This is a genomic window from Nitrosovibrio sp. Nv17 (genome assembly GCF_900119085.1).
GTDB lineage: Bacteria > Pseudomonadota > Gammaproteobacteria > Burkholderiales > Nitrosomonadaceae > Nitrosospira.
The window spans coordinates 116,648-143,332 of record NZ_FPIQ01000006.1; the positions used below are offsets into that span (position 1 = coordinate 116,648).

Annotated in this window: 22 protein-coding genes; 18 read left to right on the forward strand and 4 right to left on the reverse strand. The window is 68.2% G+C overall.

What is annotated here, in order from left to right; translation table 11 throughout:
• Positions 1-62 precede the first annotated feature (62 nt).
• The 13 genes from BT108_RS05500 to BT108_RS05560 all read left to right on the forward strand — a co-directional run bounded on the left by BT108_RS05500 (position 63) and on the right by BT108_RS05560 (position 11,701).
• Positions 63-398 carry a hypothetical protein gene (locus tag BT108_RS05500; RefSeq protein ID WP_143142407.1) on the forward strand — a complete coding sequence of 112 codons (336 nt, stop codon included), beginning with the start codon at positions 63-65 and terminating at the stop codon, positions 396-398.
• A gap of 347 nt (positions 399-745) precedes the next feature.
• Positions 746-1,555: a tRNA pseudouridine(38-40) synthase TruA gene (gene truA, locus BT108_RS05505; protein WP_072293566.1), complete on the forward strand. Its 810-nt coding sequence runs from the start codon at positions 746-748 to the stop codon at positions 1,553-1,555.
• Between the two features lie 40 nt (positions 1,556-1,595).
• Positions 1,596-2,234 carry a phosphoribosylanthranilate isomerase gene (locus BT108_RS05510; RefSeq protein ID WP_072293533.1) on the forward strand — a complete coding sequence of 213 codons (639 nt, stop codon included), beginning with the start codon at positions 1,596-1,598 and terminating at the stop codon, positions 2,232-2,234.
• Entirely contained in the window at positions 2,221-3,417 is a 1,197-nt protein-coding gene (trpB, locus tag BT108_RS05515; RefSeq protein ID WP_072293534.1) for a tryptophan synthase subunit beta, read from the forward strand. The genes BT108_RS05510 and trpB overlap by 14 nt, the downstream gene beginning before the upstream one ends.
• A 9-nt stretch (positions 3,418-3,426) precedes the next feature.
• Positions 3,427-4,236: a tryptophan synthase subunit alpha gene (gene trpA / locus BT108_RS05520; RefSeq protein ID WP_072293535.1), complete on the forward strand. Its 810-nt coding sequence runs from the start codon at positions 3,427-3,429 to the stop codon at positions 4,234-4,236.
• Positions 4,233-5,102 carry an acetyl-CoA carboxylase, carboxyltransferase subunit beta gene (gene accD, locus BT108_RS05525; protein ID WP_072293536.1) on the forward strand — a complete coding sequence of 290 codons (870 nt, stop codon included), beginning with the start codon at positions 4,233-4,235 and terminating at the stop codon, positions 5,100-5,102. The genes trpA and accD overlap by 4 nt, the downstream gene beginning before the upstream one ends.
• A 63-nt stretch (positions 5,103-5,165) precedes the next feature.
• Positions 5,166-6,494, forward strand: coding sequence for a bifunctional tetrahydrofolate synthase/dihydrofolate synthase (gene folC / locus BT108_RS05530; protein WP_143142408.1), 1,329 nt, complete (start codon positions 5,166-5,168; stop codon positions 6,492-6,494).
• Between the two features lie 25 nt (positions 6,495-6,519).
• Positions 6,520-7,110, forward strand: a complete 591-nt coding sequence (locus BT108_RS05535; RefSeq protein ID WP_072293537.1) for an SPOR domain-containing protein — start codon at positions 6,520-6,522, stop codon at positions 7,108-7,110.
• Positions 7,111-7,121: 11 nt separating this feature from the next.
• Complete coding sequence (locus tag BT108_RS05540) at positions 7,122-7,676, forward strand: CvpA family protein (protein ID WP_255369631.1); 555 nt, start codon at positions 7,122-7,124, stop codon at positions 7,674-7,676.
• 85 nt (positions 7,677-7,761) lie between these two features.
• A complete protein-coding gene (purF, locus tag BT108_RS05545; RefSeq protein ID WP_072293538.1) occupies positions 7,762-9,282 on the forward strand; it encodes an amidophosphoribosyltransferase in 1,521 nt (506 codons plus the stop codon).
• 189 nt (positions 9,283-9,471) lie between these two features.
• Positions 9,472-10,653: an O-succinylhomoserine sulfhydrylase gene (locus tag BT108_RS05550; RefSeq protein WP_072293539.1), complete on the forward strand. Its 1,182-nt coding sequence runs from the start codon at positions 9,472-9,474 to the stop codon at positions 10,651-10,653.
• A gap of 194 nt (positions 10,654-10,847) precedes the next feature.
• Complete coding sequence (locus BT108_RS05555) at positions 10,848-11,090, forward strand: hypothetical protein (RefSeq protein ID WP_072293540.1); 243 nt, start codon at positions 10,848-10,850, stop codon at positions 11,088-11,090.
• A 131-nt stretch (positions 11,091-11,221) separates the two neighbouring features.
• Complete coding sequence (locus tag BT108_RS05560) at positions 11,222-11,701, forward strand: YbhB/YbcL family Raf kinase inhibitor-like protein (RefSeq protein WP_072293541.1); 480 nt, start codon at positions 11,222-11,224, stop codon at positions 11,699-11,701.
• Positions 11,702-11,718: 17 nt separating this feature from the next.
• Here the strand turns inward: BT108_RS05560 and BT108_RS05565 are convergent, their stop codons facing one another.
• Together BT108_RS05565 and BT108_RS05570 are read right to left on the reverse strand one after the other, a co-directional pair.
• Positions 11,719-13,890: a hypothetical protein gene (locus BT108_RS05565; protein WP_072293542.1), complete on the reverse strand. Its 2,172-nt coding sequence runs from the start codon at positions 13,888-13,890 to the stop codon at positions 11,719-11,721.
• A gap of 130 nt (positions 13,891-14,020) precedes the next feature.
• Entirely contained in the window at positions 14,021-15,898 is a 1,878-nt protein-coding gene (locus BT108_RS05570; protein ID WP_072293543.1) for a bifunctional diguanylate cyclase/phosphodiesterase, read from the reverse strand.
• Positions 15,899-16,145: 247 nt separating this feature from the next.
• On the opposite strand from BT108_RS05570, the gene BT108_RS05575 reads away from it, so the two are divergent.
• Together BT108_RS05575 and BT108_RS05580 are read left to right on the forward strand one after the other, a co-directional pair.
• Positions 16,146-20,165 (forward strand): PAS domain S-box protein, encoded by a 4,020-nt coding sequence (locus BT108_RS05575; RefSeq protein ID WP_072293544.1) that lies wholly within the window; start codon positions 16,146-16,148, stop codon positions 20,163-20,165.
• A gap of 80 nt (positions 20,166-20,245) precedes the next feature.
• The gene (locus BT108_RS05580; protein WP_072293569.1) at positions 20,246-21,490 is read left to right on the forward strand and encodes an EAL domain-containing response regulator; all 1,245 of its coding nucleotides are present in this window, start codon (positions 20,246-20,248) and stop codon (positions 21,488-21,490) included.
• Here BT108_RS05580 and BT108_RS05585 read toward each other — a convergent pair.
• Positions 21,480-21,851 carry an Mth938-like domain-containing protein gene (locus tag BT108_RS05585; RefSeq protein WP_072293545.1) on the reverse strand — a complete coding sequence of 124 codons (372 nt, stop codon included), beginning with the start codon at positions 21,849-21,851 and terminating at the stop codon, positions 21,480-21,482. The two genes, BT108_RS05580 and BT108_RS05585, sit on opposite strands and share 11 nt — an antisense overlap.
• 180 nt (positions 21,852-22,031) lie before the next feature.
• Between BT108_RS05585 and BT108_RS05590 the strand changes: the two genes are divergently transcribed.
• The 3 genes from BT108_RS05590 to thrC all read left to right on the forward strand — a co-directional run bounded on the left by BT108_RS05590 (position 22,032) and on the right by thrC (position 26,153).
• Positions 22,032-23,258 (forward strand): pyridoxal phosphate-dependent aminotransferase, encoded by a 1,227-nt coding sequence (locus BT108_RS05590; protein ID WP_072293546.1) that lies wholly within the window; start codon positions 22,032-22,034, stop codon positions 23,256-23,258.
• Positions 23,259-23,330: 72 nt separating this feature from the next.
• On the forward strand, positions 23,331-24,647 hold the full coding sequence (locus tag BT108_RS05595; RefSeq protein ID WP_072293547.1) for a homoserine dehydrogenase: 1,317 nt from the start codon (positions 23,331-23,333) through the stop codon (positions 24,645-24,647).
• A 39-nt stretch (positions 24,648-24,686) separates the two neighbouring features.
• A complete protein-coding gene (gene thrC, locus BT108_RS05600) occupies positions 24,687-26,153 on the forward strand; it encodes a threonine synthase (RefSeq protein WP_072293548.1) in 1,467 nt (488 codons plus the stop codon).
• A 214-nt stretch (positions 26,154-26,367) separates the two neighbouring features.
• Here thrC and BT108_RS05605 read toward each other — a convergent pair.
• Positions 26,368-26,685, reverse strand: a 318-nt coding sequence (locus BT108_RS05605; RefSeq protein WP_143142409.1) for a transposase, incomplete at its 5' end; no start/stop codon positions are given.

Here is a 26,685-nt window from a genome sequence, read left to right on the forward strand (position 1 = left end):
GATGGGTAGGGCCTGCGCCACGGGCGACGAAGGCCGGCGGATCATCGGATTCAGGGGTGAACATGCGCAAGAGCATCGGATGGGCGGCTTCATGGATACTTTTCCAGTTGAGGGGCGCCGTGGACTTCATGAGAGACCGGCTGGGCGTGCGCTGGCTGTCCTCCACATACTACAGGTTGCTGAGTGCGTCGGACGATGCCCGTACCTGGGGCGGCGGCGGGGGTACCTGGGTTCACGGCGCGCCCGGCGAGAACGAGCACTGGCCCTATCTGAATCTCGCCTATGACAAGCATAAGCGATTGAAGAGCGATTATAAGAGAATATCCCGTGGAATCGGAAAAATCGTGAGACGCATGAAGGGCCTGCGCGCCAGGCGTGGCCAGCCCCTGATTCCCTGACATTTCCCGGGCGCGCCGGGATTCGCGTCACCCCGGCGCGCCGGCAAGGCCCTGTCTTTTTCCATTCTCCCCATTCTTCCCATTCGGCAGGCACGGCGTGCCCGCCCGCATCGCCCTTTTCCGGTTCTGGTTTCTGGTAGTATAGCCGGAATGTCCCGCACACCTGATCCGTCCGCCGGGAATCGCGGAATTCCCCTGTGTCCATCCGTCATGCCGGCCGCTCGGCCCGGGCATGCGGCGGCGGAAACGCCGTTTCCAGGCGTGCCGTCGTTTTTCCCCTTCCTTGCAAGCCACGTTTTCCGGAACCATGGATCATCGTTCCGGAGCATGACGCCATCGTTCGGTGCGTGAGAATCGCGCTGGTGCTGGAGTATGACGGCAGCGCCCATTGCGGCTGGCAGCGCCAGCCGTCGGGCTGCTCCGTCCAGGATGCGCTGGAGGCCGCGCTGTCGGCCATTGCGTGCCATGAAGTGCGGGTGGTCGCGGCGGGGCGCACCGATGCGGGTGTCCACGCCATTTACCAGGCAGCGCATTTCGACACGTCGGCGCAGCGCCCACCCGACGCTTGGGTACGCGGCGTCAACACCCTGCTGCCGGGACGCATCGCCGTACGCTGGGCATCGCCGGTGGCGGACGACTTCCATGCCCGCTATTGCGCCAAGGGGCGGCGCTATCTCTACCTGCTCTCGAACCACGCGGTGCGCCCGGGCCTCCTGCACGGCAGGGCCGGCTGGTTCCACCGGCCCCTGGACGTGGACCGGATGCGGGCGGCTGCGCAGGTGCTGCTGGGCGAGCACGACTTCAGCGCGTTTCGCGCCGCCGAGTGCCAGGCCGCGTCGCCGGTGCGTACCTTGACGCGGCTGGAGATCGTCCGGGAAGGCGATCTCATCGTATTCGACCTGTGCGCCAACGCTTTCCTGCAGCACATGGTGCGCAACATCGTCGGCTGCCTGGTCTACGTCGGCAAGGGACGATATTCCAGCGAATGGGTGCAGGCGCTGCTGGAAAAGCGCGACCGCCGCCTGGCCGCTCCTACCTTTGACGCGGCGGGGTTATACTTGGCGGGGGTCGACTACGACGCTTCATGGAATCTTCCGACTCCGGCCGGCCTGCCGCCAGCGGATACCTGGGCGGCGCTGGCGGGCCGGCGGGGCTGAGCCGGAGCGGGGAGACTATCCGTTTTCCGATCGGAGGCGCATGGAGGCTGGGGCAAGGACGCGGGTGAAGATCTGCGGCATCACGCGCGTCGAGGATGCGCTGGCCGCCGTGCGCGAGGGCGCGGACGCGATCGGTTTCGTGTTCTGGGAGCGGAGTGCGCGTTGCGTCACGCCCGCCCGGGCCATGGAGATCGCCGCCGCGCTGCCGCCGTTCGTCAGCACGGTGGGGGTGTACGTCGATCCCGATGCCGGATGGGTGGAGGAAACCGCCGCCGTTGCAGGTCTCGGCCTGCTCCAGTTCCACGGCGAGGAATCCCCGGAATTCTGCCGGGGATTCTCGCGCCCCTATATCAAGGCGGTGCGCGTGCGGCCCGGCGTGGATTTGCTACAATACGCATCCCGTCACGCCGGCGCCAGGGGTTTGCTGCTGGATACCTATGTCCGGGACGAGCCGGGGGGGACCGGGCACGCATTCGACTGGGATCTGATTCCGCAGGGAATGACGCTGCCGGTGATCCTGTCGGGCGGGCTGCACGCCGGCAATGTCGCCGCGGCCATCCAGCGGATTCGGCCGTGGGGGGTGGATGTGTCGAGCGGCGTGGAAGCGGAGCGGGGCATCAAGGATACGGAAAAGATAGCGGCTTTCATGCGAGGAGTCCGGGCCAGTGAAGGTGTATGATCTGCCAGACAGCGGCGGCCATTTCGGCCCCTATGGCGGCGTATTCGTCGCCGAGACGCTGATGGCGGCGCTGGAGGAACTGCGCGCCCAGTACGAACGCTACCGGCACGATGCCGATTTCCAGGCCGAGTTCGCCCACGAGCTGAAGCACTACGTGGGACGCCCCAGCCCCATCTATCATGCGAAGAGGTGGTCCGCGCGCCTGGGCGGCGCGCAGATCCTGCTCAAGCGCGAGGATCTGAACCATACCGGCGCGCACAAGATCAACAACGCCATCGGGCAGGCCCTGCTGGCGCGGCGCATGGGCAAGCGGCGCGTGATCGCCGAAACCGGGGCGGGCCAGCACGGCGTGGCGAGCGCCACGGTCGCGGCGCGCTACGGCATGGAGTGCGTGGTGTACATGGGCTCGGTGGACGTGGCGCGCCAGGCTGCCAACGTCTACCGGATGAAGCTCCTGGGGGCGGAGGTGGTGCCGGTGGAGTCGGGCTCGCGCACCCTCAAGGATGCGCTCAACGAGGCCATGCGCGACTGGGTGGCCCGCGTCGAGGAAACCTTCTACATCATCGGCACCGTGGCCGGGCCGCATCCCTACCCCATGATGGTGCGCGATTTCCAGGCCATCATCGGCCGCGAGGCGATCGCGCAGATGCAGGAGGAATACGGGCGCCAGCCGGACGTGCTGATCGCATGCGTGGGGGGCGGCTCCAATGCCATCGGCCTGTTCCACCCCTACCTGGACACCGATGTCCGCATGGTGGGCGTCGAAGCCGCGGGCCTCGGCGTCGAAAGCGGGCGGCATGCCGCCACCCTGACGCAGGGCAGGCCCGGCGTACTGCACGGCAACCGCACCTACCTGATCCAGGACGAGAACGGGCAGGTCGCCGAGACGCATTCCATTTCCGCTGGGCTGGACTATCCCGGCGTCGGTCCGGAGCATGCCTGGCTCAAGGACAGCCGCCGGGCCGAGTATGCAGGCATCACCGACGAGGAGGCGCTCGCGGCCTTCCATGAGTTGTGCCGCTACGAAGGCATCATGCCGGCGCTGGAGTCGAGCCATGCGCTGGCCTATGCAGCCCGGCTCGCACCCACCCTCGATGCCGACCGGCTGCTGCTGGTGAATCTCTCCGGCCGCGGCGACAAGGACATGGCGACCGTGGCCTCCGCCTCCGATCTCACGCTCTGATCCTCCCTCATGTCACGTATCGCGGCAGCGTTCGATCGGTTGCGCACCCGGGACAGGAAGGCGCTGATTCCCTTCATCACCGCGGGCGATCCCGGGCCCGGCGCGACGGTGCCGCTGATGCACGCCCTGGTCGACGCGGGGGCCGACATCCTGGAACTGGGCGTGCCGTTCTCCGACCCCATGGCCGACGGGCCGACCATACAGCGTTCATCGGAGCGGGCATTGCGCCAGGGCGTCACGCTCGACGGCGTGCTGGCGATGGTCGAAGCATTCCGGACGCGCGACACATCCACGCCGGTGGTACTGATGGGCTATGCCAATCCGATCGAGGCGATGGGGCACGAGGCTTTCGCGGCCCGGGCGCAGGCCTGCGGCGTGGACGGCGTGCTGACGGTGGACTACCCGCCGGAGGAATCGGGAGAATGGACCGGGCACCTGGAGCGGCACGGGATCGACGCGATCTTCCTGCTGTCGCCGACGACGCCGGCGGCGCGCATCGAGCGGGTGGCCGGCCTGGCGCGGGGATACGTCTACTACGTTTCGCTGAAGGGCGTCACCGGTGCGCCCACGCTCGACCTGGATGACGTCGCCGACAAGCTGGCGCGGCTGCGTGCGCGCATCGCCCTTCCCATCGGCGTCGGGTTCGGCATCCGCGACGCCGCGACGGCGAAGGCGGTCGCGAAACTGGCCGATGCGGTGGTGATCGGCAGCCGCATCATCAAGGAGATCGAGGGCTCGTCCGAAGAGAATCTGCTGGAGAACGCATCCCGCCTGGTGAGGCATCTGCGGCATGCGATCGACGAGGTATCCGTTTCATGAGCTGGTTCCAGAAACTGCTGCCCCCCAAGATCAAGCGCAAGGTGAACGGCGAGAAGAAGGCCGTCCCCGAGGGCCTGTGGAGCAAGTGCGCCTGCTGCGAGGCCGTGCTCTACTATTCCGATCTGGGCAACAACCTCAACGTCTGCCCTAAATGCAATCATCACAATCGCATCTCCGCCCGCGTGCGCCTCGACCTGCTGCTGGATGCAGAGGGGCGGCAGGAAATCGGCGCGGAGGTGGTCTCGCTCGATCCCCTCAAGTTCCGGGACAGCAAGCGCTACGTCGATCGTCTCACCCTGGCGAAGAAGGATACCCAGGAAGACGATGCCCTGGTGGTGATGCGGGGCAGCGTCAAGGGCGTGCCCCTGGTGGCGGCGGCGTTCGAGTTCGGCTTCATGGGCGGCTCGATGGGCTCGGTGGTCGGGGAGCGCTTCGCGCGCGGGGTACAGGCGTGCGTGGAACAGGACCTGCCGTTCGCGTGTTTCACCGCCAGCGGCGGGGCGCGCATGCAGGAAGGGCTGCTGTCGCTGATGCAGATGGCCAAGACCTCCGCCGCGCTGACCCGGCTGAGCCAGCGCGGCCTGCCTTTCATTTCAGTGCTGACCGATCCCACCATGGGCGGCGTGTCGGCCAGCTTCGCCTTCATCGGCGACGTCGTGATCGCCGAGCCCGGGGCGCTGATCGGCTTCGCCGGGCCGCGCGTGATCGAGCAGACGGTACGCCAGACCCTGCCGGAAGGCTTCCAGCGGGCCGAATTCCTGCTGGAGCACGGGGCCATCGACATGATCGTGGACCGCCGGCGCATGCGCGACACGCTGGCCAACCTGTGCATGCTGCTGATGCGCGCTCCCGCCGCGGTGCCGTGAGCCGCAGCCCCGGCGTGGCCGCACCGGCGCCGCGCCCGCGCTGAGGAAGGGAGGAAGCCAGCCGTGGAGCCGGGCGCCGGAGCGGCGGGTGCGCAGGCGGCGCTGCCCGCGACCCTCGAGGGCTGGCTCGCCTATCTCGAGCGGCTGCATCCCGCGGCCATCGACATGGGGCTGGCGCGCGTGGCGCGCGTCGGGGAGGCGCTGGGTCTGGCGCCCGCGTTCCCGATCGTCACCGTCGGCGGCACCAACGGCAAGGGGTCGGTGTGCGCCATGGCGGAGGCCATCCTTGCCTGCGCCGGCTATCGCGTGGGCTGCTACACCTCGCCGCACCTCCTGCGCTACAACGAGCGCGTGCGCCTGGGCCGCCGCGAGGCGGACGACGCCGCGTTGTGCGGCGCGTTCGCTGCGGTGGAGGCGGCCCGCGTCCGCTGCGGCGTCACGCTGACCTACTTCGAATTCGGCACGCTCGCGGCGATGCGGCTGTTCGTCCAGGCCGGGGTCGAGGCCGCGATCCTGGAGGTGGGACTGGGCGGGCGGCTGGACGCCGTCAACCTGTTCGACGCCGACTGCGCGGTGCTGACCGGCATCGACTTCGACCACATGGACTATCTCGGCGATACCCGCGAGGCCATCGGCTTCGAGAAGGCGGGCATCTTCCGGCAGGGCCGCCCCGCCGTCTGCGCCGATCCGGACGCACCCGACAGCGTCCTGCGACATGCCGACAGCGTGGGTGCGAACCTGCTGCGCATCGGTGCCGAATTCGGCTACTCCGCCAATGCGGCCGACGCGGCGCTGTGGGACTACCGCGGGCCCGGCGGCGGCCGCCGCGCGCTCCCGCACCCGGCCCTGCGCGGCGCATGCCAGCTGCGCAACGCCAGCGCCTGCCTGGCGGCCCTCGGCAGCCTGCGCGAGCGCCTGCCGGTGACCATGGGCGACATACGCCGGGGCCTGATGGAGGCAGCGCTGCCGGGCCGGTTCCAGGTGTTGCCGGGCCGTCCGGCGACGATTCTCGACGTGGCGCACAATCCGGGCGCCGCCCGCGAGCTGGCGGACAATCTCGCCGGTATGGGAAGCTGCCGCAGGACCTACGCCGTCTTCGCCATGCTGCGGGACAAGGACATCGAGGGCGTGGCGCGCGCCCTGGCGGACAGGGTGGACAGGTGGCTGATCGCCGGCACGTCCGCCCCGCGCGGCGCGACGGCGGATGAAGTGCGCCAGGCGCTGGCCGCCGCGGGGATAGGGAATCAGGACATCCTGCCGTTTCCCGATGTGGCTGCGGCCTACGCCGCCGCCTGCGGCGAGGCCGGCGAAGGTGATAGAATCTGTGTATTCGGTTCGTTCCACACGGTGGCCGATGTCCTGCGCTGCCGGAACGCAGCCGGATTCGGATAGCGATCGGGAGGATCGGCGGAGTCTCATGGCGAAGGCTGTCAACGAGGAAGAGCTTCAACTGAGGAAGCGCGCGCGCCGGCGGCTGGTCGGCGCGGTGGCGCTGGTCCTCGTGGCGATCGTCATCCTGCCCATGATCCTGGACAACCAGCCGGCGCGGCGCAGCCAGGAGATCGACATCCGCATTCCTGCGGAAGACGCTGTGGAAGAGCTCCGTTCCAGCGTCGTTCCCGATGGCGGCGCCAATGCGCCGGAGACGGGGGAGGTCCGCGACGGCGAACAGGCGGCGGCTGCGCCCGCCGGGGCGCCCGTGGACGCTTCCCGTTCCAGGCCCCCGGCCACGGAGCGCAAGGCGCCGCCCGCCGCAGGGGCTGCTCCACCCGCCGCGGCCGGGGCATTCGTGGTGCAGCTGGGCGCTTTTTCCGATCCTGCCAAGGCCCGGCAGCAACAGCAGAAACTGGCGGCCGGCGGCCACAAGGTGTACACCGAGACGTTCCAGGGCGGAAAAGGCGAGATGACGCGCGTGCGCGCCGGCCCGTTCCCGACGCGGGAGGAGGCGGAGGGCGTGCGCGAGAAGCTGAAGAAGCTCGGGCTGGACGGGGTCGTCACGGAGAAATAGTTCGCGCACCGATGGATTCGCTGCCCCTGACGCTTTTCGATTACGCCGTGCTGGCCGTACTGGCCGTGTCCATCCTGCTCAGCATGATGCGCGGCGTGGTGCGCGAGCTGCTCTCGCTGGCGGGCTGGGTGATCGCATTCATGGTGGCGAACGCGTTCGCGGCCGGGCTTGCGCCCCTGCTGCCCGCTGCCGTCACCGGCGAGTCGGTGCGCCTGATGCTGGCGTTCGCCGCGCTGTTCCTGTCGGTGCTGCTGGCGACGGGGCTGGCCGCCATGCTGGTGTCGGCCCTGGTGAAGACCGCGGGCCTGGGTTTTGCGGATCGTTTCTTCGGCTTCCTGTTCGGCGCCTTGCGCGGCTTCCTGCTGGTGCTGCTGCTGGTGCTGGCGGCGGGCCTGACCGCCCTGCCGCAGGAGCCGTTCTGGCAGAAGGCCCTGCTGAGCAAGCCACTGGAGGCGGCGGCGCTGATGGCCATGCCCTGGCTGCCGCAGGATCTCTCGCGGCGCATCAGCTACGTCCGGCTGGATCAGGCCGGATATGGGCAACACACGGTGAGCGTGCAGGTATAATCGGCATCCGTGGCGGCGCGCGGGCGGGAACATCCATTCGCTGGTGCCGGTACGGCGTCAATCGAATCTATTGCGGAGCACGACCATGTGCGGAATCCTGGGCCTGGTGGCACATACTCCCGTCAACCAGCTGTTGTACGACGGCCTGCTGGTGCTCCAGCATCGCGGACAGGACGCAGCCGGCATCGTGACCGCGCAGGAAAGCACGTTCCACATGCACAAGGCCAATGGCATGGTGCGGGACGTCTTCCGCACCCGCAACATGCGTGCGCTGGCGGGAAACATGGGCATCGCCCACGTGCGGTATCCCACGGCGGGCTCCTCCGAATCGCCCGCCGAGGCGCAGCCGTTCTACGTCAACTCCCCCTTCGGCATCGTGCTCGGCCACAACGGCAACCTGACGAACGCAGCACAGCTCAGCCAGGAGCTGTTCCGCGAGGATCTGCGCCACGTCAACACCAACTCGGACTCGGAGGTGCTGCTGAACGTGCTGGCGCACGAGCTCCAGCAAGGCACCCGAAGCTGTCATCTCGACCCGGCCGCGATCTTCGCCGCCGTTTCGGGCGTGCACCGGCGCTGCCAGGGCGCGTACGCGGTGGTGGCGATGATCGCCGGCCACGGGCTTCTGGCCTTCCGCGATCCGCATGGCATCCGCCCGCTGGTGTTCGGCAGCGCGGACACGGAGCACGGAACGGAGTACCTGGTGGCGTCCGAGAGCGTGGCACTGGACACACTGGGGTTCAGGCTGGTGCGCGACGTCGCGCCGGGAGAGGCGATCTTCATCGACGCGGATGGAAACTTCTACAGCAGGCAGTGCGCGGAACGTCCCACGCGCAATCCCTGCATCTTCGAGTACGTCTACCTGGCGCGCCCCGACTCGGTGATGGACGGCATTTCGGTGTACGAGGCACGGCTCAACATGGGCGAGAGCCTGGCCGACAAGATCGCCCGCACCATGCGCCACCTGGACATCGACGTGGTCATCCCGATCCCCGACTCCAGCCGCCCGAGCGCGCTGCAGCTGGCCAACCGCCTGGGCGTGAGCTTCCGCGAGGGCTTCGTCAAGAACCGCTATATCGGCCGCACCTTCATCATGCCGGGGCAGCAGCAGCGACGCAAGTCGGTGCGCCAGAAGCTCAATGCCATCCGCGTCGAGTTCAGCGGCAAGAACGTGCTGCTGGTGGACGACTCCATCGTGCGTGGCACCACCAGCCGCGAGATCGTGCAGATGGCCCAGGGCGCGGGCGCGCACAAGGTGTACTTCGCCTCGGCCGCGCCGCCGGTGCGCTTCCCCAACGTCTACGGCATCGACATGCCGACCCGCAACGAACTCATCGCCACCGGCCGCGACGACGACGAGATCCGCCGCGAGATCGGCGCCGACCACCTCGTGTATCAGGAGCTCGACGCCCTCCTGGCGAGCGTGTCCCACGTCAATCCCGCCGTCAGGCGCTACGAGACCTCCTGCTTCGACGGGCGCTACATTGCCGGCGACGTCACGGAGGAGTACCTCGCAGTGATAGAGGCCCAGCGCAACGGCGGCGATCCGCCGCCGCGCACCGGATCGAGCACGCAGCTGGATCTGAACCTGGCCGCGGCGGACTGACCGGAGCGGAAGCGATGCCTCATGAGCGGCGGTCGTTTGACAAACGACCCGGGCGGGCGTAGCGTAGCAGCGTGGAGGACGCGCCGATTTGAGGTTCAGCTTGCGGGCGCGCTACAAATTCGGCTAAAGCGGTGGACCCGTTTTGGCGGAGCGCTGAGCGGGTTTTTTGTTTGGGATAAGGGAGGAGGCATGTCCGACGATCTGGAACTGGAGACGCTGGCGCTGCACACGGGTATCCACCGCAGCCAGTTCAACGAGCACTCCGAGGCGCTGTACCTGACCTCGAGCTTCGTGTTCGACAGCGCCGCCCAGGCCGCGGCACGGTTCTCCGGCGCGGAACCGGGCAACATCTACTCGCGCTTCACCAATCCCACGGTCAAGGCATTCGAGGAGCGGCTCGCCGCGCTCGAGGGTGCGCAGGCATGCGTGGCGACGTCTTCCGGCATGTCCGCGATCCTGGCCTGCGTGATGGGGCTGCTCTCGGCGGGAGACCACGTGGTCGCCTCGCGCAGCCTGTTCGGGGCTACGGTGAGCCTGTTCAACAACATCCTCAGCCGCTTCGCCATCGAGACCACGTTCGTCTCCGCCACCGATCCGGCGGCCTGGGAGGCGGCACTCCGGCCCAATACCCGCCTGCTGTTCCTGGAAACGCCCTCCAACCCGCTCACCGAGGTGGCTGACATCGCCGCGCTCGCGGCGGTGGCGAAGAAGGCCGGCGCCTGGCTGGCGGTGGACAACTGCTTCTGCTCTCCGGCCCTGCAGCGGCCGCTGGAGCTGGGGGCGGACCTGGTGATCCACTCCGCCACCAAGTACCTGGAGGGACAGGGCAGGGTGCTGGGCGGTGCGGTGCTGGGCAACCGCGAGCTGGTGATGGAGCGCGGCGTGTTCGGCTTCCTGCGCACCGCCGGGCCGAGCCTGAGTCCCTTCAACGCTTGGATCATCATGAAGGGCATGGAGACCCTGAAGATCCGCATGGACGCCCACTGCGCCAACGCGCTGGAGATCGCGCGCTGGCTGGAGGCGCAACCGGGGGTGGCGCGGGTGCACTACCCCGGCCTGCCTTCGCACCCGCAGCACGCGCTCGCCATGCGCCAGCAGCGGGCGGGCGGCGGCATCGTCTCGTTCGAGCTCGAGGGCGGCCGGGAGGCGGCGTGGCGGGTGGTCGACTCGGTGCGCATGATCTCCATCACCGCCAACCTGGGCGACGCCAAGAGCACCCTCACGCACCCCGCGACCACCACCCATGGGCGCATCAGCCAGGAGAGCCGCGATGCCGCGGGCATCACCGAGGGCCTGCTGCGCATCGCCGTGGGGCTGGAGGCGGCCAGGGACCTCAAGGCCGATCTGGCGCGGGGGCTGCGCCGCTCCTAGCCTCCGCGGGCAACCGCCCGCCGTGCAGGAGGATGTACGATGTCTCTTGCGCATCTTGCGCGGCCTGGCGTGTATGGTAATAATAGGCCACGCTGTTGCATGCGTGTCCGGCCCGCATCCCCAAACCGGTACGGCATGAGCGCATGCCTCGCACGTCCCCGCCATACCCTTCAATCCATCCAGAGGAGATCATCATGCCCGGCAAGCCATCCGGCGTTCCCGCCGAAGAAAACGGGAAAACCAGAAAGAAAGGGAAGGCCGCCCCCGTGGGGCAGGGGCTGCCGGAGCGCCGCAGCGGGCACCAGGCGATCTCCACCGCCTCCTACTACCAGGAGGAGCGCCGCGGGCGGGGGCAGGACTGGCGGGCGGCCCCGGCTGCGGACGAGGCTGCCGCCGATGGCGAGGCCCCGTACATCGTGGATGACGACGTGGCCTGACCGAAGCCGATACCGGACAGCGGATTCGGGCAGCAGATTCGGCGGCGGATTCGCGCCCAGGGAAGAACCTCCCGCACCATGGAACGGTTCTTCCGTCCGGAACACTCTTTGACATCGAAAAGGAGATCATCATGTCCCTGAGCATCATTTCCCCGTCGTTCGCGCATGAAGGCGAGATCCCCGAGCGGCACACCTGCGAGGGCCGCGACCTCTCGCCCGAGCTGTCATGGGCGGGCGTGCCCGGCACCGCGAAGAGCCTGGTGCTGATCGTGGACGACCCGGATGCGCCCGATCCGGATGCGCCGCAGCGCACCTGGGTGCACTGGGTGCTGTACAATATTCCGCCCGACACCGTCGGGCTGGCGGAGGGCGTGGCGACGAAGGACCTGCCGCAGGGCACGCTGGAAGGGCTGAACGACTGGGAGCGCACCGGCTACGGCGGGCCGTGCCCGCCGATCGGGCGGCACCGCTACTTCCACAAGCTCTACGCGCTGGATACCGTGCTGCCGGATCTGGCCCATCCCGCCAAGGCGGTGCTGGAGCAGGCGCTCGAGGGGCACGTCATCGCCCGCGCCGAACTGGTCGGACTGTACCGGAAGCTCCGCGGCTGACCCGTACGGCCTGCCGTCTAGGGCGATGGGGGCGCGGGAGGAACGTCGGTGGGGGAAACGCCGCCGAGCGCGCCCATGTACCACATTCCGGCCACGATGCCGATGCCGATGGCGATCACCAGGTAGAGCCATACCGGCGTGCGATCGGCGTACGGATCCGCCAGGGAGCGGCGCGCCCCCTGAGGCAGGCGGGCGAGCTGGGTCAGCGAGGTGCCGAAGGGGATGTTGATGCGGGCGCGGGTGTTGATCGCCCAGCCGTTCGCGTCGAGCACCGGCCCGAGGTTGCGCTGCTTCAGCTTGAACCAGGCGACGAGGATCGCCGGGCCCGACACCAGCAGGAGCAGGCCGAGGATGGCCAGCGGTATCTGCCAGAACTTCAGGCCCAGGATGCCGCTCACCAGCGAGGCGAGGACGCCGCCGATGGCGCCGAGCGCCAGCCCGATCGCCGCGAAGATGCCCGCGAACTTGCCCACGTCGAAGGGAGGCCGAGGGGGAGGCGGGGGCGTGCCCGCCGCGACCGGCGTGCCGGCCTGCACCGCCGCGGTGACCAGCTTTTCGTCCGCCGCCGCGGCCCTCGACGAGGCGAACTTGCGCAGCTGTTCGCCGATGAACCGGGCCAGCTTCTTGTAGGGTGACCAGAACGCCTGCCGCACGCTGATGGGGTGGTCGACGATGCGCACGATGGTCGCATCCCAGTCCCGGCCCTTGCGGTCGTAGAACAGGCCGTTGCGCCCTGCCACCAGAAAATCGGAGTCGCCGGCGGTGAAGGCGGCGGCGATGTTCATCTTTTCCGCGCCGCCGTCGCGCACGCATTCGCAGTAGGCGAGGTAGAGGCCGCTGCCGTTGGCGAATTCCGCATGCTTGTCGACGTCCTCCACCTTGACGCACAGATCGCAGGCGCGTCCGTCGAGGTACAGCGTGCCCAGCTGGAAGATCGCCTTTTCCGTGCCGGTATAGAAGTGGCGGAATGCGACGAAATTGTTCGTCAGGCGGTGCAGGTCGCGGGCGTAGCGCAGCAGCTTCTCCACCGAGCGGATGCCGCTGATCTCGGCTGCCACCTCCCGGTCGCGTTCCAGCAGGGCATCGATCGCCGCCTGGTGGCCGCCGGCCGAGATTTCATGCAGGCGCTCCCGGCCGAGCGCTTCCGTCCGGCAGGCCGGTTTCGACGCCTGCCAGGCGTCGAACGCGGCGAAGCGCGCCTCGAGCGCGGCCCATTCCCCGGCGGCGAGGCTGTCCTGGCTGCCCAGCAGCGGCACGACCACCTGTTCCCGCAGCGCCGCCACCTGGCTGCGCCAGGCGGGATTCACGCCCTCGGCCAGGGGCAGGGGCTTGCCGGGGGCCACCATCGCCAGCGGGAAATTGGCGATGTCGGCGTGCTGCGCCGACAGGGGTTGCGCGGCGATGCGCTGGTAGTCCTCCTCCGAGCGGCTGAGCGGCGCGGCTGCCCGGGGATCGTAGGCCGCGAGGTGGCAGCGCGTGAAGTAGTCGTCGACCTTGTCGCGGACGGCGTGGAAGGCATCGGCCGCAGCCTGGGTGTGCTCGCCGAGCAGGCGGATGCCGGCGTCGGCGTCGCCGCTCGCCTGCCACTCCAGCCAGGCGGCGGCTTCCGCGAAGAATCCGTCGGAGAGCGCCTGGTCGATGCCCGCCTCGCCGCTCAGGTCGGGAACCGAACCGTGCGAGGCGATGATGTCCTCGATGGTCCGGCGCAATTCCGGATCCTCGATGGCGGTGGGATGGATGACGCCGTCGCCGTTGAACTCGAGTCCCGCGATGAAGGCCTCGATGCCCGTGATATCGGCCAGTGAGATTTCGGTGGCGTCGGCTTTGCCCAGGCAGCCGAGGATGTAGCGCGCCGATTCGATCACCTGCCGGCCTTCCTCGCTGCCGTCGTCGATATCGGCCAGGGCAAGGCCGTCCGAGCCCCGGGTCAGCAGGCCGGCATCCTTGAGCAGGCCCGCGGCCCAAGCGATGGCAGCGAGCACCTCGTTTGCGTGCACGCGCCCATCCGCGTCCTGGTCGATGAGATCCAGCGTGGCGCTGTCGAACTCGATGCCGCGCGTCGGGCAGCTCAGCGCGACCCACAGCTTCTGGTCCAGTTCCTTCAGGGCCAGCAGATCCGCGCCGGTGTCGATCTGCGCCTGGTCGAAGCCGCCCGCGCGGAAAAATTGCCATGTATGCGTGGATGCCATGATCTTCCTTGTCTCTCGTGGTGGTGGGCGGGATCGGGCCGATGGCCAGGCCGCGGCGGGCGGGCCGCCTAGCTGCTTATAACGGTAAAATCCGGATATTGCAAGAATGTCGTGGGGGGGGGGTGCTGCGCTACTTGACGGCGGGGCCGGTGATGCCGTCGCATCCCAGGCCGATCAGCGTGCGGCGTTCCGCCGCGGTGCGTACGCCCGCAGCGATGACGGCGATCTCCGCGGCGCGCGCCTGGCCGCACAGCTCGCCCAGGGATTGCTGGCAGGCCTTGCGCACGCTGATGCCGCGCACGAAATCGGCGTCGATCTTGAGGTAGTCCGGGTGCAGCGCCACGATCCTTGCGTGTTCCTCGAAGGGGTGGCCGAGGCGCGAGACGCCGATGCGGCAGCCGGATTGCCGCAGGGCATCGCAAAAATCGGAAAACGCGCCCGGTTCGCGTGCCGCCCAGGATTCGGGCACCGCCAGCCACAGCCTGTGCGCAGGCCGTGCGTTTTCCAGCAGGAGCCGGCGCAGCGCCTCGCGCGCCTCCGGGTCGGCGGCCGTCTCTTCCGACAGATCGACGGCCAGTTCTTCATCCGCAGCATCCGGAGACTCGAGATGCGTGAGGGCGCGGCGAACGGTGCGAAGATCGATGCGCCGGGCGAGACCGAGGCGGACGGCCAGGGCGAGGGGGTTCGCCATCAGCCATTCTTCGGGTTCCATGCGCAGATGCGGGAGCGCCTCCCGGTGCAGCAGGGCGCCGTCCGGAGCGAGCACCGGCTGCAGCGCCAGCTCGAGGCGGTCGCCCTCGATCGCCTCGACCAGGTCGCGCCGCCAGTCGCGCACGTGCGCAGCGGACGCGGGGAGCGCATGCCAGGTGTTGCCTGCCCCGGTCCCGGCAAGGATCAGCGCGGTTTCGGCATCCGCCAGGATTTCATCGGGGTGGGCGCCACGCCGCAATGGCGTGGCGCCCACGCGGCAGAAGCCGGCAGGTTGCAGCGCCGCGAGCCCCGCCGTCAGTTCGTGTGCGAGCGCCTCGGCGTCGTCCCTGTCCGGGACCAGGAGCGCAAAGTCCTGCCAGCCCAGGCGGGCCGCGACCCGGCCGGGCGCCCCGCGGCAGATATCCGTCATGCAGGCGGCGACGCGCTGGAGCAGGACGCCGGTGTCGCCATCTTCAGCCCGCAGGCCGTCGCAGCGCGCGACCAGGAGGGTTCCGCGCCCGCCGTCCTCCAGGTCGGCGCCGGCCTGCGCGGCGGCGGCGTGCAGCTGCTCCATGAAGCCGTCTCGATCGGCCAGGCCGGTGGCGGCGTCGCGCTGGAGTGTGCTGCGCAGCGCCGCCAGCCGTTCGGTCTCTTCCATGGCGCGGTTGTGCAGGCGCCGCACCAGGTCGTTCATCGCCCGCGCGATGCGGCGCAGTTCCGGGATGGGGGGCTCGGCCAGGGTGAGGAAATTCCGGTCCGTGATGGCGTCGGCCTGATCGACCATCGCCGCCAGCGGCTGGCGGATGCGGCGCAGGATGCCCACGCCGATGACCACGCCCACCGCTGCCGCCGCCACGAGCCACAGGAGCAGCGTGCCCGCCTGCTTCCACAGGGATTCGTGCGCCGGTCCGGTGCGCGCGACCACCTTGACGACGCCGAACTGCATCCACCCATCCATGACCTGCGCGTGCCCCGCCTCGACCTGCAGCGGAAAGAGGGCCGCGAACCATGCGGGAACGGCGGCGTCCACATGCTCCTGGGTGCGCTCCGCCAGGATGTTGCCATCCGGGGAGGTGATCGAGATGACCTCGTACTGGCCGCTGTCGAAATACGCGGTGAGCTGCAGCCCGATCGTGACCGGGTCCTTGCTCAGCTGGGAGACGGAAAGGGCGAGCGAATTGGCGCTGTCCGCGTTCTTGCGGTGCAGTTCCTGCTCCAGGAAATTGCGCACGCCGTGCATGCCGATGGCGAAGCTGCCCACGAAGCTCGTCAGGGTGATCAGGATGACGGCCAGCCAGAGCTGTCGGGAAAGGGGCATGTGCGCCAGGTTATTGTTCTGTCATGAGATGGGGCGGGTGTCGTCCATTCCCGGCGCGCGGGCGCCCGAAAGCGGGAGAAAGAGGGTATCACGGAGTGGGACGTGGTTTCAATTCCGGGCGGCTCCCTCCGCTGCCGCCGGCATCCTGCGGCGGCCTCATGCCGCCGATTCGGGCGGCCGCGTCGCGGCGTTCCATCCTGTGTCACAATAGCCGTGCGCCGGATTTCACCCGGCGCACGGATCCGGGATGCCATTCCTTTCCTTCACTTCGCTCACGCAGCGCTTCGCGGTGTGGTTCATCGGGGTGTCGCTGCTGCCGATCGCGATCATCGGCTACAGTCTGCTGCATACCTTCGAGATCGAGACCCAGCAGGCCGCGATCCAGCACGTCTCCGCCATCGCGGACATGAAGGCGGAGCAGATCGACAGCTATCTGCGCGAGCGCCTGTTGGATGCCAAAGTCATACAGGCTGCCGGCATCACGCGAACGGCCATGCGCGAGCTGGCCGCGGCCTATGCCGGCGGCGGCAAGGATTCCGCGGCGTACCGGGAGCTGGATGCCCGCTACCGCGAATATTTCCGGCATTTCATCGACGAGGCCGACTACTATGACCTGCTGCTGATTGCCCCCGGCGGCGAGATCGTCTATTCCGATGCCCACGAGGCCGACTTCGCCACCAGCCTGGTCACGGGCAGGTACCGGGACAGCGGGCTGGGCGCCGTCGTGCGCGAGGCCATGGAGACGCGCCAGGGCGGCATTTCGGATTTCCGGCGCTATGCGCCCTCGCACGACCGGATCGCCGCCTTCGCGGCCTTTCCCATCCTGGTGGAAGGCAGGCTCGAAGGCGTGCTGGCGCTGCAGATCTACAGCGAGCATGTGTTCCAGGTGGTGTTGAACGACGCGGGACTGGGCGCGAGCGGCGAGACCGTGCTGACGCGGCCCCTGGACGGGGGAACCGCGCTGGTGATGGCGCCGCTCAAGCACGCGCCCGATGCGGCGCTGACGCTCCAGATTCCGTTTGTACACGGCGATGGAGGCGGTCTCAAGCGCGACTACCGCGGCCGGGAGGTGGTCGCGGCGTGGCGCCATCTCTCGCGCACGGACTGGGGCATCGAGGTCAAGATGGACGCGGACGAGGTGTTCGCCTTCCTGCAGCGGGTGCAGGCGTTCAGCCTGCTGGTGCTCGCCCTGGTGGGCATGGCGGCCATCCTCGGCGCGCTGCTGTTCAGCCGGCGCGTCGTGACCACCCTGAAAAACCTCAGCCTCAGCGCACGGCGCATCGCGGCGGGCAACCTGGAGCAGCGCGTGCCGGTGGCAGGCTGGGACGAGATCGGCCAGCTCGCCGATACCTTCAATACCATGACGGAGCACCTCAGCGCCAGCAACCGCAGGAGAGAAGACGCCGAGAGCAGCCTGCGCCAGCTCAACCAGGAACTGGAACGCCGGGTGATCGAGCGCACCGCCGACCTGGAACGGGCCAACGCCACCCTGGCCAGCAGGGAGGAGGAGACGCGCTCCATCGTCGAGCACATGATGGATTGCATCGTCACCATAGACGATGCGAGCGTCATCCGTTCCGTGAATCCCGTCATCGAGAAACTGTTCGGCTACACCCGCGACGAGGTGGTCGGCCAGAGCCTTTCCGTGTTGATGCCGGAGCCTCACCGCAGCGGCCATGGCGGCTACGTCGAGCGCTACCTGCGCAGCGGGCAGGGCCGCTGCGAGTTCGACCACATCCTGACCCTCGAGATGGAGGGCCTGCACAACATCGGCACCGGCAGAGAGGTGGTGGGTCGGCACAAGAGCGGCGAGCCGATCGAACTGTACGTGGCGGTGAGCGAGTATTTCGTCAGCGGAAAGCGCTATTTCACGGGCATCCTGCGCGACATCCGCGAGCGCAAGCGGGCGGAGCAGGCCCTGCGCGACAGCGAGCAGCGCCTGCGGGCCATCGTCGACAACCTGGCCGCCCTGGTCGGCGAGACCACGCCCGAGGGCGTGCTGGTGGACATCAACCGCTCCGCCCTGGATCTGGGGGGCGTGAGCCGCGAAACGGTCATCGGGCACCGGCTGGACGAGACATGGTGGTTCTCCCACAGCGCCGACACGCAGGAACAGGTGCGACGCGACCTCGAGCGCGCCCGCGCAGGGGAGAGCGTGCAGCGGGACATCGAAGTGCGCGTCGCCGACGGCAGCCTGATGACGATCGACTTCATGCTGGTGCCCATCCGCGATGCCGGCGGCAGGGTGGTGAAGCTGATTCCGTCGGGCGTGGACATCAGCGAGCGCATTCGTATCATGCACGACCTGGAGCAGGCGCGCTTCGACGCGGAGCAGGCCAACCAGGCGAAGTCGATCTTCCTGGCGGCCATGAGCCACGAGATACGCACCCCCATGAACGGCGTGATCGGCATGGCCGACGTCCTGCAGCAGACCCATCTCAGCGACTATCAGATGGAGATGGTGGATCTCATCCGCGAGTCGGCGTTCGCCCTGCTGGAGATCATCGACGACATCCTCGATTTCTCCAAGATCGAGGCGGGCCGGCTGGAGCTCGAGGAGGCGCCCATGTCGGTGGCGAGCGTGGTGGAGAAGGCCTGCAGCATGCTCGAGAGCCTGGCGGCGAGAAAGGAGGTGGAGCTGACCCTGTTCCTCGATCCCGCGATTCCGGAAGAGGTGCTCGGCGACGCGCTGCGGCTGCGCCAGGTGCTGGTCAATCTCGCCAACAACGCCATCAAGTTTTCCAGCGGGCGATCGGAGCGGGGCCAGGTGTCGGTGCGGGCATTGCTGGCGGGCCGCAGCGAGGAGCAGGTGGCGGTGGAGTTCCAGGTATGCGACAACGGCATCGGCATGGACGAGGAGACCCAGTCGCGGCTGTTCACCGCCTTCACCCAGGGGGACGCCTCCACGACACGGCGCTTCGGCGGCACCGGCCTGGGGCTGGCGATCTCCCACCACCTGGTGCGGTTGATGGGGGGCGGCATCGACGTGCGCAGCGCCCCCGGGGAGGGCGCCGTCTTCACCGTCCATCTTTCCTTCACGCCGCTGCCCGCCCGGTCGTCCGGCAGCGACGAAGCGGACCTGAGAGGGCTTTGCTGCCTGGTACTGGGCGATGCAAGGAGCATGGGGGACGACCTTGCCGTCTACCTGGAGCACGGCGGCGCCACGGTCGAGCGCGCCCTGGATCTGGCCGCCGCGTGCCGGCGCATCGCGGGGCTGCCGCCCGGCCTCTGGCTGTTCGTCATCGATGCGGTGCACGACGCGCCGCCGGTGGAAGCCCTGCGCGCAGCCTGCCGCGCCCGGCCCGGCATCGAGCCGCGCTTCATCGTGGTGCGGCGCGGACGCCGCCGCCACGAGCGCTTCGAGGCGGCGGGCATGATCACGCTGGACGGCGACGTCATGCACCGCAGCATCTTTCTGCGGGCGGTGGCGCTGGCCGGGGGGCGTACGCAGAAGATGACCGGGGCGCAGCCGTCCGGCAGGATGGCCGCGGTAGCCCTGCCTTCGCAGGCGGCGGCCATGCGCGCGGGCACGCTGATCCTGGTGGCGGAGGACAACGAGATCAACCGCAGGGTGATCCGCCAGCAGCTTGCCCTGCTCGGCTATGCGGCGGACATCGTCGACAACGGCCGCGAGGCGCTGGCGCGCTGGCAGGAGGGCCGCTACGCGCTGCTGCTCACCGACCTGCACATGCCGGAAATGGACGGCTACCAGTTGACCGCGAGCATACGCGCCGCCGAACAGGGCGGCACCCGGATACCCATCATCGCGTTCACCGCCAATGCCCTCAAGGGGGAAGCCGAGCGCTGCCGTGCCGCCGGCATGGACGACTATCTGAGCAAGCCGGTGCAACTGGTCCACTTGAAGACGATCCTGCAGAGATGGCTGCCGCTGCGGGGATCCGAGGTCCCGGCCGCAGCCCCGGCCCTGGCAGCCGCGCCGCCGGTCCTGGATGCGGATGTGCTCAAGGCGCTGGTGGGGGACGACCCTGCCGTGATCGCCGGGCTCCTGCGGGACTTCCGTGCCAGCGCCCGGGATCTGGCGGCGGATCTGCGCAATGCGCTGCTGGCGGAGGAGGCCGCGCCGGCCGCGGTGGCGGCCCACACGCTGAAGTCGTCGGCGCGCGCCGTCGGGGCGCTGCCGCTGGGCGAGCTGTGCGCCGAGATGGAGGCCCTGGGCAGGGCCGGCGATCTCGATGCCATGCGGGCGCTGCTGCCCCGCCTGGAGTCGGCGCTGGCGGCCGTGGACGCGCATATCGAGGCTTCCTGACCGGCGTGCGGACGGAGATGCGGTACGGAAGCGGGTTCCGCTGGTAGAATCAGGGATTGCTCATCCCCGCGCAGAAGGACATGGTCGAACGTTCCGCAGTCAGGATACTGGTACTGGACGACGATCCGTTCATGCTGAAGCTGCTGGGGCGGATGCTGGCGAACCTGGGGTTCGCGTCGGTGGCGCTGTGCGACAGCGGCCAGGCTGCGCTGGAGCGGGTAGGCGCGGCGGAGGCGGCGGAGCCCAACCTGATCCTGCTGGATCTCAACATGCCGGCGATGGACGGCATCGAGTTCGTGCGGCACCTGGTCGGGCACGGCTATGCCGGCAGCCTCATCCTGGTGAGCGGCGAGAACGACCGCATCGTGCAGGCCGCGGAGAAGCTGGTGCAGGCGCACGGCATACCGGTGCTCGGGCGCCTGCAGAAACCGGTGCATCCCGACCGGTTGTCCGAGCTGCTGGAGAAATGGGTGCCGCGGCTCGACGCCGGGCCGGGGGCCGCACCCCGGATCTACGAGGCTGAGGCACTGCGCGGCGCCCTGCGCAATGCGGAATTCGTCAACTACTACCAGCCCAAGGTGAGACTGGCGGACGGCGAAGTGGCGGGGATGGAGACGCTGGTGCGATGGCATCATCCCGACGACGGCCTGGTGCCGCCGGATCGCTTCATCGGCCTGGCGGAGGCATCGGGCCTGATCGGCGAACTGACGCGGCAGGTATTCGCCGCGTCCGTGACACAGGCGGCCGCCTGGCGGCGGGTGGGGCTGGCGCTGCCGGTGGCGGTCAACGTCGCCATGGATGATCTGGCGTCGCTGGACTTCCTGGATTTCGTGGCGGAATTCACGGCTCGCGCCGGCGTGCCGCCCCATGACGTGGTGCTGGAGGTGACGGAGAGCCAGCTGATGCAGGACACCCGCGCCCCGCTGGAGGTGCTCACCCGCCTGCGGCTGAAACGCTTTCGCATCGCCATCGACGACTTCGGCACCGGGCATTCTTCCCTGGCGCAGCTGCGCGACCTGCCTTTCGACGAGCTCAAGATCGACCGCGGCTTCGTGCACGGAGCCTGGGCCGACGAGACCCTGCGGGCAATGTACGATGCCAGCCTGTCCCTGGCGTGGCAACTGGGGATGAGCGTCGTGGCCGAGGGCGTGGAGGATAGGAGCGACTGGGACTGGGTACGGCGCACCGGCTGCGACCTGGCCCAGGGCGCCTTCATCTCGGCGCCGCTGCAGGCGGCGGACGTGCCTCCCTGGATCGAGGCCTGGCACCGCCGCCGGCCTGCCGCGGAACCGCCGCCGCGGGGGCCGGGCCGCACTACCGAATGAGCAGCGCCGCGGCCACGTGCCGCCCTTCGGCCATCAGGATGTTGTAGGTACGGCAGACGGCCTGGGTATCCATGATCTCCACGCCGATCCCGGAGGCGATCAGCGACCGTGTCAGCGAGGGATGGGGAAAGCGCAGGGTCGCGCCCGTGCCGACCAGCACGACCTCGGGCCGCAGCGGCAGCAGGAAATCGAAGTGGGCCGCGGTGAGCTGCTCGAACGTCGTTGCCTCCCAGCCTTCGACGACGCGGTCCGGCAGGATGATCACGCTGCGTTCGTGGCGTGCCTGGTTGACCATGACGTAGCCGGCCCCGTAGCCGGTGAACAGGTTGTGCCCGGAGGATCCGGAAAGGTGCAGTTTCAAGCGGCAGGGCTCCTATTTGCGGCCGATGGGCGCGTCGGGTAACATTACATCTTTTTCGGGTTGCGATAAAGCAGAAGAAAGACGAAGCCCGGAGACGATCCCCGCGTCCGGCCACCGGCGTCGGCGGGCGTCGATTCCACGCCGGCGGCCCGGGCACCGGAGCAATCGCGCCTTCCATCCATGCAGCCGATACTGAAATCCAGCAAGCTCGCCAACGTGTGCTACGACATCCGCGGCCCGGTGCTGGATCGTGCCCGGGAAATGGAGGAGGAAGGGCACCGCATCATCAAGCTCAACATCGGCAACCCGGCGTCGTTCGGTTTCGACGCGCCCGCGGAGATTCTCCAGGATGTCATCCGCAACCTGTCGGCGGCGTCCGGGTACTGCGACTCCAAGGGCCTGTTCGCCGCCCGCAAGGCGATCATGCACTACACCCAGGAGAAGCGGATCCGTGGCGTGCAGATGGAGGACATCTACATCGGCAACGGCGTATCCGAACTGATCGTCATGGCCATGCAGGCGCTGCTGAACAGCGGCGACGAGGTGCTGATCCCGGCCCCGGACTATCCGCTGTGGACGGCGGCGGTGGTGCTCGCCGGCGGCAGCGCGTGCCACTACATGTGCGACGAGCAGTCCGGCTGGCTGCCCGACCTGGACGACCTGCGCGCCAGGATCACGCCGCGCACGCGCGCCCTCGTCGTCATCAACCCCAACAATCCCACCGGCGCGCTGTATCCCGACGAGATGCTGCGCGAACTGGTCGAACTGGCGCGGCGGCACCGCCTCATCGTCTACGCCGACGAGATCTACGACAAGGTACTGTACAGCGACGCCGTACACACGTCGATCGCCTCGCTCGCGGACGACGTGCTGTTCATCACCCTGAACGGGTTGTCCAAGAACTATCGCGCCGCCGGGTTCCGCTCCGGCTGGGCGGTGGTGTCCGGCAGCAAGCAGACCGCCCGCGACTACATCGCGGGCCTGACCATGCTGGCTTCGATGCGCCTGTGCGCCAACGTGCCGTCGCAGTTCGGCATCCAGACCGCGCTCGGCGGCTACCAGAGCATCAATGACCTTGTCATGCCCACAGGCCGGCTGATGCGCCAGCGCGACCTCGCCTGGAAGCTGCTGACCGACATTCCGGGCGTGACCTGCTACAAGCCCATGGCCGCGATGTACCTGTTTCCGCGCCTCGACCCGGACGTCTACCCGATCGAGGACGACCAGCAGTGGGTGCTGGATCTGCTGGAGGAAGAGAAGGTGCTGCTGGTGCAGGGCAGCGGCTTCAACTGGCCCCGTCCGGATCATTTCCGGCTGGTGTTCCTGCCCAACAGCGACGATCTCGCCGAGGCCATCGGGCGGATCGCCAGTTTTCTGGAGCGCCATCGCGGGCGCACGCAGGCGTGAGCAGGGGAAAGGGCTGTTGAGCATGCCCGCTCCGGGAACCGATTTTTCATCCGATAGGTCTGACCGTTCATCATGAAACCCATCCGCATAGGTCTGTTAGGTGTCGGTACCGTCGGCGGCGGCACCTTCACGGTACTCCGGCGCAACCGGGAGGAGATCACCCGCCGGGCGGGCCGGGACATCGTCATCCGCATGATCGCCGACCGCGACGTGGAGAAGGCGCGCGGCATCGCCGGAGACGACGCCGTGGTGACCGCCGACGCGAACGAGGTCGTGACGCACCCCGACATCGACGTGGTGGTGGAGCTGATCGGCGGCTACACCGCCGCCAGGGAGCTGACGCTGAAGGCCATCGATCACGGCAAGCACGTGGTGACCGCGAACAAGGCACTGCTTGCCTCCCACGGCACCGAGATCTTCGCCGCCGCGCAGAGGAAGGGCGTGATGATCGCGTTCGAGGCGGCGGTGGCAGGCGGCATTCCCATCATCAAGGCGCTGCGCGAAGGGCTGACCGCCAACCGCATCGAGTGGATCGGCGGCATCATCAACGGCACCAGCAACTTCATCCTGTCGGAGATGCGCGACAAGGGGCTCACCTTCGACACGGTGCTGAAGCAGGCGCAGAAGCTGGGCTACGCCGAGGCCGACCCCACCTTCGACGTCGAGGGCATCGACGCCGCGCACAAGATCACCATCATGGCGGCCATCGCCTTCGGTATCCCGATGCAGTTCGACAAGGCGTACACGGAGGGCATCGCCAAGCTGACCCGCGAAGACATCCGCTACGCGGAAGAGCTGGGCTACCGCATCAAGCTGCTGGGCATCACCCGGCGCACGCCCCGCGGCATCGAGCTGCGCGTGCATCCCACCCTGATCCCGGCGCGGCGCCTGATCGCCAACGTGGAAGGCGTGATGAACGCGATCGTGGTGAAGGGCGATGCGGTGGGCGCGACCCTGTACTACGGCGCGGGCGCGGGCGCGGAACCCACCGCCAGCTCGGTGGTGGCCGACCTGGTGGACATCGCCCGCATGCACACCGCCGATCCCAAGCACCGCGTGCCCCACCTCGCCTTCCAGCCGGAGCTGCTGTCGAACGTTCCCATCCTGGAGATGGACGAGGTGGAGACCGCCTACTATCTGCGCCTGCGGGCGATGGACAAGCCCGGGGCGCTGGCCGACATCACCCGCGTGCTGGCGGAACGCGGCATCTCCATCGACGCGATGGTGCAGAAGGAGCCGAGCGAGGGCGAGGATCAGGTGGACATCATCATGCTCACCCACCTGGCGGTGGAGAAGAACGTCAACGCCGCCATCGCCAGCATCCAGAAGCTGCCGCTGACGACCGGCAAGGTCACGCGCATCCGGCTGGAGGAACTGGGCGGCAAATAGCCGATCTCATCCCCATTCCGGACTGAATCCTATTCGACGATGCGATACATATCGACCCGCGGCGGCATGCCGCCCAAGAAATTCTCCCAGATCCTGCTGGCCGGGCTGGCGCCAGACGGCGGCCTGGCGATGCCGGAAGCCTATCCCGCCGTCACGGCTGCCGAGCTGGAGGCGTGGCGTGGCCTGGACTACCCGGCGCTCGCCTTCGAGATCGTCTCCCGCTTCGTGGACGACATTTCCGCGGCCGACCTCCGCGGCATCCTGGCCCGCACCTACACCGCCGGGGCATTCCGCAGCGATGAGATCACGCCCCTGCGGACGCTGGAGCCGGGGCTGCACATCCTGGGACTGTCGAACGGCCCCACGCTGGCGTTCAAGGACATCGCCATGCAGCTGCTGGGCAACCTGTTCGAGCATGCCCTCGCCCGGACGGGAGAGGATCTCAACATCCTGGGCGCCACGTCGGGGGACACCGGCCCGAGCGCGGAGCATGCCATGCGCGGCAAGCGCGGCATCCGAGTGTTCATGCTCTCCCCGCAGGGAAAGATGAGCCGGTTCCAGACCGCGCAGATGTTCTCCCTGAAGGAGCCGAACATCTTCAACATCGCCATCCGCGGCGTGTTCGACGACTGCCAGGACATCGTCAAGGCGGTCAGCAACGATATCACCTTCAAGCAGCGCCATCGCATCGGCACCGTCAATTCGATCAACTGGGCGCGCATCCTGGCGCAGGTGGTGTACTACTTCAAGGGGTACCTCGCCGCCACCACCTCGAATGCCGAGCAGGTGTCGTTCGCCGTCCCGTCGGGAAACTTCGGCAATGTCTGCGCCGGGCACGTGGCGCGCATGATGGGCCTGCCCATCCGGCGGCTGATCGTCGCCACCAACGAGAACGACGTGCTGGACGAGTTCTTCCGCACCGGCTGCTACCGGCCGCGCGCCACCACCGAGACGGTGCACACCAGCAGCCCCTCGATGGACATCTCCAAGGCTTCCAACTTCGAGCGCTTCATCTTCGACCTGAGCGGACGGGACACGGCCCGGGTGAAGGAGCTGTGGCGGGCCGTGGACAAGGGGGGCGCCTTCGACCTGTCCGGCACGCCGCTGTGGGAGAGGATGGCCGATTTCGGCTTCGTCTCCGGCGCCAGCAATCACGCGGCGCGGATCGCGACGATACGCGAGACGTGGGCGCGCTACGGGGAGCTGATCGATCCGCATACCGCCGACGGCCTGAAGGTGGGGCAGGCGCACCGGGAGGAGGGCGTGCCGCTGGTGTGCCTGGAGACCGCCCTGCCGGTGAAGTTTTCCGACAGCATCGTCGAGGCCCTGGGCCGGGAGCCGGAGCGTCCGGCGGGATACGAGAACCTCGAGAGCCTGCCGCAGCGCTACGTGGTGATGAACGCCGACAGCGACGCGGTGAAGGCGTTCATCGTGGAACAGGTTGCGGGCCAGGACTGGGGCACGCCGCCCGCCCTGCTTTCCGGGGCGTACGGCGCCGACGTGTAGCACCCGGTGCCGAAGGCCGCAGGATGGGCAGGCCCCGCCGTCCCGCACGCTCGGGCAACGGGTTGGGCAATAGAGATCTATCTGCATTATCCGCTCCCGCTCCCACTCCGCGGGCCCGGGCACGGGAATCCCGAAGCCCATCAACACAAAGACCAAGAAGAAAGGTATCCAGGTAGATACTCTGTTCAGAGTCAACACTAATTCATGTTTTTGCTCATGCGGGAAGGGCATAGAAGCGTTGATTATCGAAGGGCTGGTCATGAGTGAGCATGCCGTGGATGGCATGCAGCAATTTACGCATGACAGCGCATACTCCTTGCAAAGGAGTCTTGCCGTTGCAGATCAGATGCTCGAAGAAGCCCTTCACGTATGGATCATGTTTCTTGGCGGACAGAGCTGGCAGATAGAGGGCACGGCGGATATGGCAGTTGCCGGCTTTGGAGATGCAGGCGCGCTTGTCCACGCTGGTTCCCGACTTGAAGTGACGGGGGTCCAGTCCTGCCGCCTTGACCCATTGCTTGTGGCTCAACCC

Bases quoted from the DNA above. Each gene is read 5' to 3' on its own strand.
- BT108_RS05560 (WP_072293541.1), top strand. From the start codon at position 11,222: ATGTCCCTGAGCATCATTTCCCCGTCGTTCGCGCATGAAGGCGAGATC.
- BT108_RS05555 (WP_072293540.1), top strand. From the start codon at position 10,848: ATGCCCGGCAAGCCATCCGGCGTTCCCGCCGAAGAAAACGGGAAAACC.
- thrC (WP_072293548.1), top strand. From the start codon at position 24,687: ATGCGATACATATCGACCCGCGGCGGCATGCCGCCCAAGAAATTCTCC.
- BT108_RS05500 (WP_143142407.1), top strand. From the start codon at position 63: ATGCGCAAGAGCATCGGATGGGCGGCTTCATGGATACTTTTCCAGTTG.
- BT108_RS05550 (WP_072293539.1), top strand. From the start codon at position 9,472: ATGTCCGACGATCTGGAACTGGAGACGCTGGCGCTGCACACGGGTATC.
- BT108_RS05565 (WP_072293542.1), bottom strand. From the start codon at position 13,890: ATGGCATCCACGCATACATGGCAATTTTTCCGCGCGGGCGGCTTCGAC.
- BT108_RS05590 (WP_072293546.1), top strand. From the start codon at position 22,032: ATGCAGCCGATACTGAAATCCAGCAAGCTCGCCAACGTGTGCTACGAC.
- BT108_RS05540 (WP_255369631.1), top strand. From the start codon at position 7,122: ATGGATTCGCTGCCCCTGACGCTTTTCGATTACGCCGTGCTGGCCGTA.
- BT108_RS05580 (WP_072293569.1), top strand. From the start codon at position 20,246: ATGGTCGAACGTTCCGCAGTCAGGATACTGGTACTGGACGACGATCCG.
- trpA (WP_072293535.1), top strand. From the start codon at position 3,427: ATGTCACGTATCGCGGCAGCGTTCGATCGGTTGCGCACCCGGGACAGG.
- BT108_RS05595 (WP_072293547.1), top strand. From the start codon at position 23,331: ATGAAACCCATCCGCATAGGTCTGTTAGGTGTCGGTACCGTCGGCGGC.
- purF (WP_072293538.1), top strand. From the start codon at position 7,762: ATGTGCGGAATCCTGGGCCTGGTGGCACATACTCCCGTCAACCAGCTG.
- BT108_RS05575 (WP_072293544.1), top strand. From the start codon at position 16,146: ATGCCATTCCTTTCCTTCACTTCGCTCACGCAGCGCTTCGCGGTGTGG.
- BT108_RS05570 (WP_072293543.1), bottom strand. From the start codon at position 15,898: ATGCCCCTTTCCCGACAGCTCTGGCTGGCCGTCATCCTGATCACCCTG.
- BT108_RS05510 (WP_072293533.1), top strand. From the start codon at position 1,596: ATGGAGGCTGGGGCAAGGACGCGGGTGAAGATCTGCGGCATCACGCGC.
- BT108_RS05535 (WP_072293537.1), top strand. From the start codon at position 6,520: ATGGCGAAGGCTGTCAACGAGGAAGAGCTTCAACTGAGGAAGCGCGCG.
- accD (WP_072293536.1), top strand. From the start codon at position 4,233: ATGAGCTGGTTCCAGAAACTGCTGCCCCCCAAGATCAAGCGCAAGGTG.